Source organism: Flavobacterium plurextorum (genome assembly GCF_024638035.1).
In the GTDB taxonomy this organism is placed as follows: Bacteria; Bacteroidota; Bacteroidia; order Flavobacteriales; family Flavobacteriaceae; genus Flavobacterium; species Flavobacterium plurextorum.
On the sequence record NZ_CP100442.1, the window covers coordinates 1,324,264 to 1,340,752 of the forward strand.

Sequence of the window (16,489 nt, forward strand, 5' to 3'; positions counted from 1 at the left end):
TTTCTGTAAGCGCACTGCAGTGCGTCTAATATATCGAGGAGACGCACTGCAGTGCGCCTCTACGATAAACATATTTATACATTAGCAGCTAACCAGTCACCAACTTCTTTAGTGCCATATGCTTTGCCTCCATCAGCTAAATCTTCAGTAACTATTCCTGCTTCTAAAGCCTTGTTCACAGCGTCTCTCATTGCTTTTCCTTCTTCCATCAATCCGAAGTTTTCGAACATCATAGCAGCAGATAAAATTGTAGCTATTGGGTTAGCGATGTTCAATCCTGTTGCTTGCGGATAAGAACCGTGAATTGGTTCAAACAAAGATACTTCAGCTCCCATAGAAGCAGAAGGCATTAATCCCATTGAGCCTGAAATTACAGAAGCTTCGTCTGTTAAGATGTCTCCAAATAAGTTTTCTGTAATTAATACATCATAAGAGTTTGGCCATTGAACCAAACGCATTGCTACAGCATCAACAAATTCGTAGCTAACTTCAACTTCTGGATAATCTTTTTCCATTGCCTGAACTGTTTCTCTCCATAAGCGTGAAGTTTCTAAAACGTTTGCTTTGTCAACGCAGCATAATTTTTTGCTTCTTGTCATCGCTAATTCGAAGCCTTTTTTGGCTAAACGCTGTACTTCCGCTCTTGTGTAAACACAATTGTCGTAAGCAGTATCTCCGTTGTCTTTTCTTCCTTTTTCTCCAAAGTAAATTCCGCCAGTTAATTCTCTTAAGAAAACTAAGTCGGTTCCTTCGATTCTTTCTCTTTTTAATGGAGATTTGTCTAATAATGAAGGGAACGTAAAAGTAGGTCTTACGTTTGCGAACAAACCTAATGCTTTACGCATTTTTAGTAAACCTTGCTCTGGTCGTACTGGAGCAGAAGGATCGTTATCATATTTAGGGTGGCCAATCGCTCCAAAAAGAACGGCATCAGCATTTTTACAAACTTCGTGAGTTGAATCTGGATAAGGTTCGCCTACAGCATCAATTGCTGCAGCACCAGTTAAAGCTGGTTTCCAAGTAATTTCATGGCCAAATTTTTGTGCAATAGCATCAGATACTTTTACAGCTTCATTTATTACTTCTGGTCCGATTCCGTCTCCGGCTAAAAGGGCTATGTTAAATTTCATTTTATAAGTATTTATTATTTTTTAAGGTTCATAGTGAGAAAGGCTCAAAGGTTCAAAGGTTTCAAATGACAAAGATTAAAACCTTTGTTGCACTTTAACTTTGAACCTTTGTACCTCTATTAAGCAATTACATTCAGCATTTTTTGCGTTGCTATAATAGCTGCAACAGTTTGATCAGAATCTAATCCGCGGGTTTTAAATTCTTTTCCGTTGTTGACCCATGTGATGATGGTTTCGCACAACGCGTCAGAGCTGCTTCCCGGCGGGATTCTTACTGCATAATCTATTAATTTTGGAAGCGTTAGTTTTTTACTTTTGTAAATCTTAGACAAAGCATTCATAAAAGCATCAAACTGACCATCTCCTTGTGCGTTTTCTTCGATGATTTCGTCGCCAAATTTTAAGCATAAAGTCGTAGACGGACGCATTCCTTTTGAGTGTACTAATATATAGGACTCAATTTTTATTTTTTCTTCGTAAGTATGACTGTCCAAAACATCCGAAATAATGTATGGAAGATCCTCTTTGGTTACGGTTTCTTTTTTATCGCCAAGTTCAATAATTCTTTGGGTAACCAATTTCAAATCTGCCTGATTTAGTTTTAAACCTAATTCTTGAAGATTTTTTTCGATATTGGCTTTTCCAGAAGTTTTTCCTAAAGCGTATTTTCTTTTTCTTCCAAAACGTTCTGGAAGTAAGTCATTAAAATATAGATTGTTTTTATTGTCACCATCAGCGTGAATTCCTGCGGTTTGTGTAAAAACATTGTCACCTACAATTGGTTTATTTGCCGGAATTCTATATCCGGTAAAAGTTTCAACCAGTTTGCTAACGGTATATAAAGATGTTTCTTTGATGTTAATGCTTACTTCTGGCAGATAATCATTGATTACGGCAACCGTACTTTCAAGCGGTGCATTTCCAGCTCGTTCTCCCATCCCGTTTACCGTAACGTGAAGTCCGTTTATGCCTGCTTTTATAGCTTCCATGACATTGGCAACACTTAAATCGTAATCGTTGTGCGCATGAAAATCAAAATGAATCTGCGGATATTTAACTCTGATTTTTGAAATAAATTCAAATGCTAAAGATGGAATTAAAACGCCTAAAGTATCAGGAAGTAAGATTCTTTTTATTGGCTGAGTTGACAAGAAATCCAGAAATTGAAAAACGTATTCTGGTGAATTTCGCATTCCGTTGCTCCAATCTTCCAAGTAAACATTGGTTTCAATATTGTTTTCTTTTGCTAAAGCAATGATTTGAGCAATTTCAGAAAAATGCTGTTCCGGAGTTTTCTTTAATTGATGTGTTAAGTGATTCATTGAGCCTTTGGTCAACAAATTTTGCACTTTGGCACCGGCTTTTTTCATCCATTCAATTGAAACGCCTCCGTCAACAAACGACAGTACTTCAATTCTGTTAATATATCCTCTTTCTTCAGCCCAAGAAGTAATGCCTTTTACAGCCTGAAATTCTCCTTCGCTTACGCGTGCCGAGGCAATTTCGATTCTATCAATATTTAATTCCTCCAACAACAATTGTGCAATGGTTAGTTTTTCTGCAGCAGAAAAAGAGACTCCTGAGGTTTGTTCACCATCACGGAGCGTCGTATCCATTATTTCAATTTTTCTTTTTTCCATGTCCTTTTCTAAATTTCTTTTTAAAAGTGAAATTTTTAGTAGTGTTGTTGTTATACTTTCCCTCTTACTTCATTTAACTTCATTGTCATTGAAAATGCTGAGTTTTCAATCCAATTATCATATTCTTCAATGGCTTTTAATCTCAAATCATTTTCTAGATAACCTTCTTTAACCATTTGTGTTGAGCTGGCTACTTTTGACCAAATTCCTATTTTTGATTTAAAATCTAAATCTTCCCGTTTATAAACTTCATCAGAATTTATTTTCTCAATAGAATGAAAGCCTGCATCTTTTAGTAATTCTGGTAAGTCTTCAGCAATTTTATTATTCATTCCGGCGTCTTGTCTCCATTTTAAAAAAGTTTTGTAAAACTCTTGCATGCTTTCTGGTGGCAGCGGATTCCATACTAAATTGGTATGATCGTAATCTAAAATTGATATTTGTCCATTTGGCTTCAGTAACGATTTCATTTTTATTAAAGCTTCTTTCGGATTGCTTAGCCATTGTAATGTTCTGGCAGAAACAATTAAATCAAATTTTAAATCAGGATTATATTCAAATAAATCAAGAGGAATTAATTCTAAATTAGAAACCGATTGATAAGATTCCTGTCCGCTTTTTATAAAACTAGCTGTATTGTCAATTCCAATAACTTTTCCGGTAGGGCCAATGTTATTTGCAATGTCTTTTGAAATAGAACCAGTTCCGCAGCCAATATCTAAAATGGTCATTCCTGGTTTTAAAATCTGAATCAGATTTTTATAGTCTTTTGCTAAACTTCTATTGTCGAATGTTTTTGCTGCATTTTCATCTCTTTCAATATGTTTATTGCCTTTCATCTACAAATGGGATTGTTTTTTAAAACTTATTTTCTAAAACATAGCTTCGGTCAATTTAATTTAGAAAGACCCGACAGGTTTCAAAAACCTGTCGGGTCTAATAGATCGAACGAGATTTTATTAATACGGAAGCTTATCGGCGAAAGCCACAATATCTTCTTTAATATTTTGTAAATAATCAATGTCGTCAAAACCATTAATCATGTTGTTCTTTTTGTAGCCGTTAATAGCGAAAGATTCTTGCTCGCCTGTTGACAATAGAGTAATTGTTTGGTTTGGCAAGTTGATTTCTAGTTGCGTATTTGGATCCGCTTCGATTGCTTTAAAGATCGTATCTGCAAATTCCGGACTCACCTGAACTGGCAGAACTCCAATATTCAAACAGTTTCCTTTAAAGATATCTGCAAAGAAACTAGAAACTACAGCTCTAAAACCGTAATCGTAAACTGCCCAAGCAGCATGTTCTCTTGAAGATCCTGAACCAAAGTTTTTTCCTCCAACAAGGATTTTTCCTGAATAAGTAGAATTGTTTAAAACGAAATCAGCTTTTGGAGTATCGTCTCCGTTGTATCTCCAGTCTCTAAAAAGGTTGTCTCCAAAACCTTCGCGTTTTGTAGCTTTTAAGAAACGAGCCGGGATAATTTGATCTGTATCTACGTTCTCAATTGGCAGCGGCACTGCACTGCTGGTAAGTATATTAAATTTATCGTATGCCATTTTGTTTTTTGATTTTAGATTAACGATTTCTGATTTTAGATTTGTTGTTGTATCTTAAAATTGTAATCGTTAATGTTTTTTGTAAAATGTAAATTGAAATTTTAGAAGATTTTTTAATGAAGTGTATCGAAATCTGAAATCAAAAATCGTTAATCTTCATTCCTAAATCTTTAAAAAAGCTCTCTCGGATCTGTTAGTTTTCCTGTAACAGCAGCAGCAGCGGCCATAATCGGACTTGCTAATAGTGTTCTTGATCCAGGACCTTGACGACCTTCAAAGTTTCTGTTTGAAGTACTTACTGCATATTTTCCGGCAGGAACTTTATCATCGTTCATTGCTAAACAAGCAGAACAACCCGGCTGACGTAATACGAAACCAGCTTCAGTTAGAATGTCTAAAATACCTTCTTCTTTAATCTGAGCTTCAACAACGTGAGAACCTGGAACTAACCAAGCGGTAACATTATCTGCTTTTTTTCTTCCTTTTACAATTTCAGCGAAAGCTCTAAAATCTTCAATACGTCCGTTTGTACAACTTCCTAAGAAAACATAATCAATTGGTTTTCCAATCATCACATCATCTTCGTGGAAGCCCATATAAGCTAAAGATTTTTTGTAAGTTTCCTCACCGCCTTCAACTTCTTTTGCACTTGGAATATGTTTTGAGATACCAATTCCCATTCCAGGATTAGTACCATAAGTAATCATTGGTTCAATGTCTGAAGCCTTGATGTTTAATTCAGCATCAAAAACTGCATCAGCATCTGTTTTTAAAGTTTTCCAGTATTCAACAGCTTTAGTCCAAGCTTCGCCTTTTGGAGCGTAAAGTCTTCCTTCAAGGAAATCGAAAGTCGTTTGGTCAGGAGCGATCATTCCTCCACGAGCACCCATTTCGATACTTAAATTACAAACTGTCATACGACCTTCCATAGTCATGTTTTCAAAAACATCACCAGCATATTCAACAAAATATCCTGTACCTCCAGAAGTAGTTAACTGAGCAATAATATAAAGGGCAACATCTTTTGGACCAACACCTTTGCTTAATTGACCATTTACGTTAATACGCATTTTCTTTGGTTTTGGCTGCATAATACATTGTGTAGAAAGCACCATCTCAACCTCCGAAGTTCCAATACCAAAAGCAATTGCTCCAAAAGCACCGTGAGTAGAAGTATGCGAATCACCGCAAACAATAGTAGCGCCTGGCAAAGTAATTCCGTTTTCAGGACCAACTACGTGTACAATTCCATTTTTTTGGTGACCTAATCCCCAGTGTGAAATTCCGTATTCTGTAGCATTATCTTCAAGAGCTTGAAGCTGGTTTGCAGATAAAGGATCCTGAACTGGTAAATGTTGGTTTATGGTTGGTGTATTGTGATCTGCAGTTGCAAAAGTACGTTGTGGGTATAAAACGTTAACGCCTCTTGATTTTAATCCTAAAAAAGCAACAGGACTCGTAACTTCATGAATGAAATGGCGGTCAATAAAAAACACATCTGGTCCATCTTCAATTTTACGCACTACATGTGAATCCCATACTTTGTCAAATAATGTCTTACTCATTTTTTATTTTTTTTAAATGTAATTTCTATAACTACAGCATTTTCCTGTTCATTATAATAGCAAAACAAAAGTAAAAAAAGATACAAGTGCGTCAATTTCAATATTTCATTATATACGATACCCAAACTAAAATACAAATTGCGAAACGGCTTTTTTTGTGCTCAATTTTTATCTAAAAATGTGTAAGGAATTGATTTTGTTTTTCTTTTTTTGCTTAAATCGTGCTGAATTGTTTTTTGTTTTGATAGTTTGCAAATTTATTTCAAAATCGCTGTAAAAAAGAGGTTTTTGATTAAAAATATGTAACAAATTGAGTAAAAATAGTAATAATTAGTAGTTTTGGTTTCTTTTTTTTGATTTCGAAATCACATGATTAAACACTTTTAGAACCATTTAGGATTAGATTTTAGAAACGTTTTCCATGTCTTTTTTTAGATAAAATAATACGACATCCAAGAAGTGTATTTTTTTGTTTTTTAGAATGAAATTAAATGAAAACTAAAATATCATAATTGGTAAAATTGATCGATTGTGACAACTAGCTGACAATTACTTTTAAAAAGAACTTCTAATATTGAAGCTTCTAATTTTAATTAAATATGTCATGAATTTAAATCAATTTGCTTACACATTGGGAGTTTTAGGAACCGTAATTATTTTAATCTGGGTAGGTCTTTTCAAATTCACTGTTGTCGAAGCCGAAGCAATAAAAGGCTTAGTCGAGAATCATTTTGCAATGAGCTGGATGTATAAAGTTATGTCAGTGGAGCAGGTTTCAAATTTCATCGGAATTTTTGAAGTTCTTACTGGGTTAGGATTGCTTGCTTCTTTATTTGTTAAGAGAATCGGTCTTTATGCCGGCTGTGCTTCTGCCATTATATTTATTACAACATTGAGTTTTTTAATTACAACTCCGGGTGTTTTTAAAAGTGTAGAAGGCTTTCCTGTAACTGATTTTTTTATTTTAAAAGATATTCCGTATTTGGCAATTTCGTTAATGGTTTGTGTAAAAGGGAACGAATAAAATAAGTGCTTTTCTTAACAAATTCACTAGTTGAATTGTTTAAAAAAAGACTAAATTTGAATTTCCTCTATTTTATATTTTACTATTTTGTATGTCGCATTAAATCAGTGTTTTATGTGTTGTGAAATTTGGATTTTGGAACTTTAATTTTGCCTTTTTTAAACTTATGTATTTAATATTCGATACCGAAACTACTGGATTACCAAAACGCTGGGATGCTCCAATAACTGATTCTGATAACTGGCCTCGCTGTATTCAGATTGCGTGGCAGCTTCATGACGAAATGGGACAGCTTATTGAGCATCAGGATTATTTGGTAAAACCAGATGGATTTAATATTCCGTATGATGCCGAGCGTATTCACGGTATTTCGACTGAATTAGCAGAAGCTGATGGAATTTCGCTGGCAGAAGTTTTGGAGAAATTCAATATTGCTTTAAGTAAAACTAAATTTATTGTTGGGCAGAATCTAGGTTTCGATGTTAATATTATGGGAGCTGAATTCCATAGAATGGGTGTAGATTCGCCAATGAGTACAATGCCTGTTTTGGATACTTGTACAGAAGTTACAGCTTCATTATTGCAGCTTCCTGGAGGTCGTGGAGGAAGATTCAAATTGCCAACATTAACAGAGTTACATAGTTATTTATTTGATAAACCTTTTGCAGAAGCGCACAACGCAACTGCCGACGTTGAGGCAACTACTCGTTGTTTCTTGGAGTTAATTAGAAGAGAGGTTTTTACCAAAGAAGAACTGGATGTTCCAAAGGAATACTTCAAAGAATTTCAAGCAAGAAATCCGCAGGAGTTTCCATTAATTGGATTAAAACACATCAATTTAAAAGCGGCTTCTGATAAAATCAGAGAGCAGCTAAAAGCTTTAGAATCTGTTGGTAAAGAACCTGCAGTTTCGCATTCTGACAGAGAAGATTTTAAAGCAGCAAAATATTCGCATTTACACAATCATACACAGTTTTCGGTTCTTCAATCGACGATCGGAATAGGAAATATTGTTTCGGCTACAGCCAAAAACGGAATGCCGGCTGTTGCAATGACGGATACCGGAAACATGATGGGCGCATTTCACTTTGTGAGCGCCGTTATGAACCACAACAAAGCAGCATCTGGAAAAAATAAAGCTTTGGTAGAAGCTGGAGAAGAACCGACCGAAACGGAGATAAAACCAATTGTAGGCTGTGAATTTAATGTTTGTGAAAATCATTTAGATAAAAGCAAAAAAGACAACGGAAACCAAATTGTATTGTTAGCCAAAAATAAAAATGGATATCACAACTTGGCTAAAATGTCTTCCATTGCTTTTACGAACGGATTTTACTATGTTCCTAGAATTGATCGCGCGATCGTCGAAAAATACAAGGAAGATATCATGGTTTTGTCTGGAAATTTATATGGAGAAATTCCGAGTAAAATTCTGAACATTGGTGAAAACCAAGCCGAAGAAGCATTAATTTGGTGGAAAGAACAATTTGGTGATGATTTTTATCTGGAATTGATGCGCCATAATCAGGAAGATGAAAATCGCGTAAACAAAACCCTGATTGAATTTTCGCAAAAGCATAATGTAAAGCTGATTGCAACCAATAATACCTATTATTTAAATAAAGAAGATGCCAATGCCCACGATATTTTACTTTGTGTAAAAGATGGTGAAAAGCAGGCAACGCCAATTGGTCGTGGTCGTGGTTATCGCTACGGACTTCCAAATCAGGAATATTATTATAAGTCAGAAGAAGAGATGAAAAAACTCTTTTCTGATATTCCTGAAGCGATTATAAACATTCAGGAAATAGTAGATAAAGTAGAAGGATATTCACTTTATCGTGATGTATTGCTTCCTAAATTTGATATTCCACAAGAATTTGTTGTTGAAGAAGATGAAGCTGACGGAGGAGTTCGAGGTGAAAACGCTTATCTGCGCGATCTTACAATGAGGGGAGCCGAAAGAAGATATGGCGTAATTACGGAATCGATTCAGGAACGTTTGGATTTCGAGTTGTTAACGATTTCGAATTCAGGATATCCGGGTTACTTTTTGATTGTACAGGATTTTATTGCCGAAGCTAGAAAGATGGACGTTTCTGTTGGTCCAGGTCGTGGATCTGCAGCGGGTTCTGCCGTTGCCTATTGCCTCGGAATTACGAATATTGACCCCATTAAATACGATTTACTTTTTGAGCGTTTTCTAAATCCTGACCGTATATCGATGCCCGATATTGATATCGATTTTGATGACGAGGGTCGTGGACGTGTAATGGATTATGTAATCAACAAATACGGTCAAAAACAGGTAGCACAGATTATCACGTATGGTAAAATGGCTACCAAGTCGGCAATTCGTGATACGGCTCGTGTACTGGATTTACCTTTATTCGAAGCCGATAGAATCGCCAAACTGATTCCAGGAATGATGCCAGGAAAATGGAATCTGGCGCGTTTCCTTTCTGAATCAGAGGATGATGTTAAAAAAGCATTAAAAGGCGCTGATGAATTTGAACTTGTAAAGGAATTAATCGCCATTGCCAATGAAGATGATTTGGCAGGAGAAACCATTCAGCAGGCAAAAATCCTTGAAGGGTCGATGCGAAATACAGGAATTCACGCCTGCGGGGTAATTATTACGCCGTCGGATATTACGAATTATGTGCCTGTTACGACCGCCAAAGATTCTGATTTATATGTAACTCAGTTCGATAACTCGGTTGCCGAAAGTGCAGGACTGCTAAAAATGGACTTTTTGGGTCTGAAGACCCTTACGCTGATAAAAGATACCGTAAAACTAGTAAAATACAGAACAGGAATTGATCTAGATCCTGATACTTTTCCGATTGATGATGAAGAAACGTATGCACTTTTCCAAAGAGGTGAAACGGTTGGAATCTTCCAATACGAGTCACCCGGAATGCAGAAATACATGAAAGATCTGAAGCCAACGGTTTTTGGAGATTTAATTGCGATGAATGCCTTGTATCGTCCAGGACCAATTGAATATATTCCGTCTTTCGTTCGAAGAAAAAACGGCGAAGAAGAAATCAAATACGATTTAGATGCTTGCGAAGAATACCTAGGAGAAACCTACGGAATTACTGTTTACCAAGAGCAGGTAATGCTTTTGTCTCAATCTTTAGCTGGATTTTCAAAAGGTGATGCCGATGTCTTGCGTAAGGCAATGGGTAAAAAGCAAATTGAAGTACTAGATAAAATGAAGCCAAAATTCGTTGAACAAGCTGCGGCAAAAGGTCACGATGCCAAAATTTTGGAGAAAATCTGGAAAGACTGGGAAGCCTTTGCAAGTTACGCCTTCAACAAATCGCACTCGACTTGTTATGCTTGGATTGCGTATCAAACCGCATTTTTAAAAGCACATTATCCTGCCGAATATATGGCGGCGGTACTTTCGAATAATATGAACGATATTAAACAGGTTTCTTTCTTTATGGAAGAATGTAAACGTATGGGATTACAAGTTCTTGGACCAGACGTAAATGAATCGTATTATAAATTTACGGTAAACGATGATTATGCAGTTCGTTTTGGAATGGGAGCGATCAAAGGAGTTGGTTCTGGAGCGGTTGAAACGATTGTAGAAAACAGAAAAGACGGAAGATATAAATCGATTTTTGATTTGGCGCAGCGAATTGATTTGCGTGCAGCCAATAAAAAAGCGATTGAAAACTTAGTACTTGCTGGTGGTTTCGACTCTTTTGAAGGAACAACCAGAGCACAATATTTTCATGATGATGGCGACGGAATTACATTTTACGAAAAAGCAATTCGGTATGGATCAAAGTTTCAGGAAAATGAAAATTCATCACAAGTAAGTTTGTTTGGAGAAGCAAGCGAAGTGCAGATTGCAGAGCCAATTATTCCTGCATGTGAAGATTGGAGTACGATGGAGAAATTGGCCAAAGAAAAAGAAGTTGTCGGGATTTATATTTCTGGACATCCGCTTGATGATTTTAGATTTGAGATGAAGTATTTCTGCAATTCTCGACTAGAATCATTGAAAAGTATGAATGAATATGTGGGTAAAAATCTAAACTTTGCCGGAATCATTAATAACGTGCAGCACCGTGTGGCAAAAAACGGAAAAGGCTGGGCAGTTTTTAACTTAGAAGGTTATGATGAAAGTTATGAGTTTAAGATTTTTGGAGAAGAGTATCTTAAATTCCGACATTTCCTGATACAGAATAATTTTGCTTTTATAAAAATACTAATAAAAGATGGCTGGGTAAACCATGATACTGGTAAAAAATCAGATCCAAGAATGCAGTTTGTTGAAATCAGACAATTGCAGGATATTATGGAAGCCTTTGCTAAAAAACTGATTGTTTTACTAAATATCCAAGATCTTCAAACTGAATTTATTCATAGATTAAGTCATTTATTTAATGAAAATAAAGGTGAAAATTCGGTGACTTTTGAGATTATGGAATTGGAAAAAATTAAGCGACTTGTTGAGGTAGAAACTCCTGCTGATTTTGAAGAGAGTGAGGATGCTGTTTTTGAAGGTGAAAATGAAGATGCAGCGCAAGAAACCAAAATTCAAGAAGTAAACGAAATTGAAGAAATAAAAGTTGTTACCAAATTAACAATGCCAAGCCGAAGATTAAAGATTAAGATTTCTACCGAGCTTCTTCAAGAATTAGAGAAATTACAGGTAAATTTTAAGCTGAACTAAATTTTAACAGTTAAAATTTAGGATAATGCATTTTTTTAGTGTTAAAATTATGCATGCATAATAGTTTTTTAGTAATATTGCTCAAAATTACAACGATTTCGTTCCAAGTCTAACAATGCAAACTATAAGGATATGTTAAAAAATTCTATGTTTGTATAAATTAATTAAATCAGAATTATGAAAAAGAACCTATTTTTATTAGGATTATTAGTTTGTTCTATGACTACAATTGCACAAACTGAAAAAGCAGACAAACCAGAGACCTGGTATTTCAAATTGGGTGGTTCATATTTCAACCAAACTGCTTCAACTGAGTTTCCAACTGTAAGTGGGCATGATGCAATGAATAGAACTTATGTAGGAGGAAAATTAGTTTCTGAAAAAAGTATAACAGGTTCTTTTGGTCAAGGATTTAGAACTGGTATTACTGCTGGATACCGTTTTTCAACACGTATTGGAGTTGAGTTAGGGGTTAATTATTATACAAGTAATGATAAAACTATGGCTCAAACAACCTCAGATCAGCCATATATCCCTACATCTGCAACCACGGGAATTTATAATTTTAAATCTGTTGGTCAAATTACAGCTTTTGATGTAGCACCAGCAATTGTTATGTTTTTAGGAGAATCTAAAGGATTTGAGCCTTATACAAAAGTTGGAGTTTTGGTTCCAATTCATGGTGATTTAGAAATTAAAACTGATGCTGTTGCTCCAGTTGGTGTTAATCCTGGTACTGGTGCTCCAGTTTTTGGAAATGTTCATAGCGTTGACAAAGTAAAACCAAATCCAACTATTGGATTTACAGCTGCTGTGGGTACAACTTATAAACTTACTTCACATCTTTCTGCTTTTGCAGAACTAGAGTACCGTAACTTTACAGTACACGGTAAAACAAAAGAAACAACTGAATTCACAGTGAATGGTAATGATGCTTTAGCTTCTAGAACAACAGCTCAAGTTCATACTAATTATAGAGAAGGTTTAGATGTTAATTCAAACAATGTTGCTACAAATCCAAACGGAGTTAATAAAGACAAACCAATGGATGAGTTAAGCTCTTATGTTGGAATTTCAGGTTTAGGTTTGACTTTAGGTCTTAAATACAGCCTATAATTTTATAGACGTTTTTTAGTTTTTTAGAAAAGAGGATATTCATTATGAGTATCCTCTTTTTTTTGTGCTTTTTTATCATTTCGACTGAAAGAAGAAATCACACTAGAAACTGTACAAAGATTGGCGATTTTCTCTGTAGATTCCCAAGTGTAATTTCTTCTTTCAGTCGAAATGATAAGATTAAGTAAAAAATACTTGCTCTTCGTCTTCGTTTAAAGTGACAGCAACTTATTTCGAGTTTCTAAACTCTTTCAAAACTTCATCAATAACCCAAGTCGTTCTTGATGCCGAAATTCCTTTTGATGGTGAAGATCCTTCTTTGCCTAAAAGCTCAGCAATTACGGTTTCTATAAGAGGCTGTTGAATATGAAGCGGATTTTCGATTGCAATACTTTCTTTTTCTCCATTCGCATATTGAATATGAATTGGATCATTTCCAAAAGTCGAAAACGAGATTTTTCCTTTATCGCCAACAATTTCGGTATTATCGTAACGTTCAAAACTAGCAAAATTCCATAAGCCCGTTCCATGAATTCCATTTTCGAATAAAAACGACATCGAAACAGAGTCTTCTGCAGGATATGCTTTTAACTGAGAAGTCGCATGTCCGCGAACAGATTTTATCGGACCTAAAACATAATCTAGAAAATCTAAAGTATGACAAGCTAAATCAACAAAAATCCCGCCGCCAGAAATATGAGGTAAAACCGTCCACGGAAGATTGATTTCATCATCATAACGTGCTTCAAAAGGATGATATAAAACACAGTTTACATGTCTGATTGTTCCAATTTTTCCCTTGTCAATTAATTCTTTTATTTTTAAAAATCGAGGTAAACGTCTTCTGTAATAAGCAACAAATAAGGGTACGTTATGTTCCTTGCAAACACTGATCATCTCATTACATTCTTCAAAAGTAAGAGCCATAGGTTTTTCAACATAAACAGGTTTTCCGGCTTTCGCGCATAAAATGGTATATTCTTTATGAGATGATGGAGGAGTAGCAATATAAACCGCATCAACTTCGGGATCATTTATTAAATCGGCAGCATTCGAGTACCATTTTGGCACATTATGACGTTTGGCATAATCTTCGGCAAGCGCTGCATCTCTGCGCATAACAGCAACTAAAGCAGAATTTGGAGCTTTCTGAAAAGCAGGTCCGCTTTTTACTTCTGTAACATTACCGCAGCCTATAATTCCCCATTTTATAATTTTCATCTTTGGATATTTTGGTTTCTCAAATTTAAAAAAGGTTTGCCACGAATTGCACTAATTTCCACGAATTATTTCTTTTTTATTTGCCACAGATTAAAAAGATTTTCACAGATTAAAAGTAAATACATTGCTGAAAAAATCATTTTAATCCTTTTAATCTGTGGCTAAAACAACTACGATGTAATTTTTCAACAATTTAAATAAGTGGAATTAGCGGCAAAAAAATAAAGCCACGAATTCACAAAATTAATTCGTGAATTCGTGGCTAAAAAAATTAAGGTTTTAAAGTCTTACTTCTTAGGTAAAGCTTTAAAGCCCATATTATAAAGTGTGAAAGCCTGAATATCTACATTCTCTTGAATTGTAGCCGCAACAGATTTTCCTGCTCCGTGTCCTGCTTTTACATCAATTCTAATTAAAACCGGATTGTTTCCTGTTTGTTTATCTTGCAGTTCAGCAGCAAATTTAAAACTGTGAGCAGGAACCACACGATCATCATGATCACCTGTAGTTACCATAGTTGCAGGATATTGAACGCCTTTTTTAACGCTTTGAACTGGCGAATATCCTTTAAGGTATTCAAACATCTCTTTACTGTCTTGAGCTGTTCCATAATCATATGCCCAACCTGCTCCAGCAGTAAAAGTATGGTAACGTAACATATCCATTACACCAACTGCAGGTAAAGCTACTTTCATTAAATCAGGACGCTGAGTCATAGTTGCACCAACTAATAATCCTCCATTAGATCCTCCGCGAATAGCTAAATAATCTGATGAAGTATATTTTTGAGCAATTAGATATTCAGCAGCAGCGATAAAATCATCAAATACATTTTGTTTTTGAAGTTTAGTTCCTGCATCGTGCCATTTTTTACCATATTCACCGCCACCTCTTAAGTTGGCAACAGCATAAACACCTCCATTTTCCATCCAAACCGCATTTGCGATACTGAAACTTGGCGTTAAACTAATGTTGAATCCGCCGTAACCATAAAGAATCGTTGGGTTTTTACCGTCTAATTTTGTTCCTTTTTTATAAGTAATAATCATCGGTATTTTTGTACCGTCTTTTGAAGTATAAAATACTTGTTTAGACTCATAATCTTCACTTTTGAAATCAACTTTTGGTTTTTGATAAATTTCTGATTTACCAGATTTTGGTTCAAAAGAAAAAATACTTCCCGGAGTTGTATAATTTGTAAAGCTGTAGTATAAAATTTTCTCTTCCTTTTTTGCACCAAATCCTCCAGCAGTTCCAACCGCAGGAAGTTTGATCTCGCGAATTAATTTACCATTGTAATCGTATTGTAAAACTAATGAAACAGCATCTTTTGTGTAATTAGCAAAAAAGTATCCGCCTCCAGTAGATGGTGATAAAACGTTTTCAGTTTCTTTGATAAAATCTTTCCAGTTTTCAGGTTTTGGATTGCTAAAATCTACAGTAACCACGCGTCCGTTAGGAGCTTTGTAATCAGTGTGAATAAACAATTTACTTCCTTCGTTTTCGATAATATTATTATCACTGTTGAAGTTGTCTACAATGGTTATAATTGGGCTGTTTGGAGTTTTTAAATCTTTAATGTAAAGTTCATTCCCATAAGTAGAATTTGCTGCCGTAATTACTAAATAACGATTGTCTTCAGTAACAGAACCACCAACGTATCTTCTTTTTTGATCGGCGCCAAAAATTACTTTATCTTCTTTTTGAGAAGTTCCTAGTTTGTGAAAGTACAATTTATGCTGATCTGTTTTTGCAGACAATTCACTTCCTTTTGGTTTATCATAACTTGAATAGTAGAAACCTTCATTTCCAAGCCATGAAACACCACTGAATTTTACATCAACCAAAGTGTCTTCAAGTACTTTTTTAGATACGGCATCAATAATAATTACTTTTCTCCAGTCGCTTCCACCTTCAGAAATTGAATAAGCAGTTTTGCTTCCATCTTTAGAGAAATCTAATCCGCCAAGCGAAGTTGTACCGTCTTTAGAAAATGTATTTGGATCTAAGAAAACTTCCTCTTTACCATTCTGATCTTTTCTGTAAACTACAGATTGATTTTGAAGACCATTATTTTTTGAATAATAGGTAAATTTTCCTTCTTTGTATGGAGCACCAATTTTTTCGTAATTCCAAAGTTTTTCCATTCGTTTTTTAAGTTCGTCACGAAACGGAATTTTATTTAGATAAGCATAAGTAACTTCGTTTTGAGCTTTAACCCAAGCACCAGTTTCAGCAGATTTATCGTCTTCAAGCCAACGATACGGATCACTTACTTTTGTGTCAAAATAGACATCAACAGTTTCTCCTTTTTTGGTTTCTGGATATTGAATTTTATTTTGAGCAAATGAAATTCCTGCAGTTGTGATTGCCATCAATAAAAATGTTTTTTTCATAGTTAGTTTTTATCTGTTATAACAAAAATAGCACTTTTTGTTGTGAAAAAGGAATGGAAAAAGTTAAACCATAGTAGTCCTGTAAGTTCTTTTAATTAAGTGCTTAGCTTGTATTTACTTAATAGGACTATTATGGTTTAAA

General features: G+C 35.1%; 10 protein-coding genes. 3 read left to right on the forward strand and 7 right to left on the reverse strand.

The window, feature by feature from the left end; genetic code table 11:
- Nucleotides 1-74: 74 nt before the first annotated feature.
- The 5 genes from leuB to leuC form a co-directional block, all read right to left on the reverse strand.
- Nucleotides 75-1,130, reverse strand: a complete 1,056-nt coding sequence (leuB, locus tag NLG42_RS06180; RefSeq protein WP_257683272.1) for a 3-isopropylmalate dehydrogenase — start codon at nucleotides 1,128-1,130, stop codon at nucleotides 75-77.
- Nucleotides 1,131-1,249: 119 nt separating this feature from the next.
- Nucleotides 1,250-2,770 carry an alpha-isopropylmalate synthase regulatory domain-containing protein gene (locus tag NLG42_RS06185; RefSeq protein ID WP_089059511.1) on the reverse strand — a complete coding sequence of 507 codons (1,521 nt, stop codon included), beginning with the start codon at nucleotides 2,768-2,770 and terminating at the stop codon, nucleotides 1,250-1,252.
- A gap of 50 nt (nucleotides 2,771-2,820) precedes the next feature.
- Nucleotides 2,821-3,609, reverse strand: a complete 789-nt coding sequence (locus tag NLG42_RS06190) for a methyltransferase domain-containing protein (RefSeq protein ID WP_257683273.1) — start codon at nucleotides 3,607-3,609, stop codon at nucleotides 2,821-2,823.
- A 120-nt stretch (nucleotides 3,610-3,729) separates the two neighbouring features.
- Nucleotides 3,730-4,326, reverse strand: a complete 597-nt coding sequence (gene leuD / locus NLG42_RS06195; RefSeq protein WP_089059509.1) for a 3-isopropylmalate dehydratase small subunit — start codon at nucleotides 4,324-4,326, stop codon at nucleotides 3,730-3,732.
- 170 nt (nucleotides 4,327-4,496) lie between these two features.
- Nucleotides 4,497-5,891 carry a 3-isopropylmalate dehydratase large subunit gene (gene leuC / locus NLG42_RS06200; RefSeq protein WP_089059508.1) on the reverse strand — a complete coding sequence of 465 codons (1,395 nt, stop codon included), beginning with the start codon at nucleotides 5,889-5,891 and terminating at the stop codon, nucleotides 4,497-4,499.
- 604 nt (nucleotides 5,892-6,495) lie between these two features.
- Between leuC and NLG42_RS06205 the strand changes: the two genes are divergently transcribed.
- From NLG42_RS06205 to NLG42_RS06215, 3 genes are all read left to right on the forward strand, one after another.
- Nucleotides 6,496-6,915, forward strand: coding sequence for a YkgB family protein (locus tag NLG42_RS06205; RefSeq protein ID WP_257683274.1), 420 nt, complete (start codon nucleotides 6,496-6,498; stop codon nucleotides 6,913-6,915).
- 166 nt (nucleotides 6,916-7,081) lie between these two features.
- On the forward strand, nucleotides 7,082-11,614 hold the full coding sequence (gene dnaE / locus NLG42_RS06210; protein ID WP_257683275.1) for a DNA polymerase III subunit alpha: 4,533 nt from the start codon (nucleotides 7,082-7,084) through the stop codon (nucleotides 11,612-11,614).
- A 177-nt stretch (nucleotides 11,615-11,791) separates the two neighbouring features.
- On the forward strand, nucleotides 11,792-12,730 hold the full coding sequence (locus tag NLG42_RS06215; RefSeq protein WP_089059506.1) for an outer membrane beta-barrel protein: 939 nt from the start codon (nucleotides 11,792-11,794) through the stop codon (nucleotides 12,728-12,730).
- Between the two features lie 228 nt (nucleotides 12,731-12,958).
- Here NLG42_RS06215 and NLG42_RS06220 read toward each other — a convergent pair whose 3' ends face one another.
- Complete coding sequence (locus tag NLG42_RS06220) at nucleotides 12,959-13,951, reverse strand: Gfo/Idh/MocA family protein (protein ID WP_089059505.1); 993 nt, start codon at nucleotides 13,949-13,951, stop codon at nucleotides 12,959-12,961.
- A gap of 287 nt (nucleotides 13,952-14,238) precedes the next feature.
- A complete protein-coding gene (locus NLG42_RS06225; protein WP_089059504.1) occupies nucleotides 14,239-16,347 on the reverse strand; it encodes a prolyl oligopeptidase family serine peptidase in 2,109 nt (702 codons plus the stop codon).
- Nucleotides 16,348-16,489 lie beyond the last annotated feature (142 nt).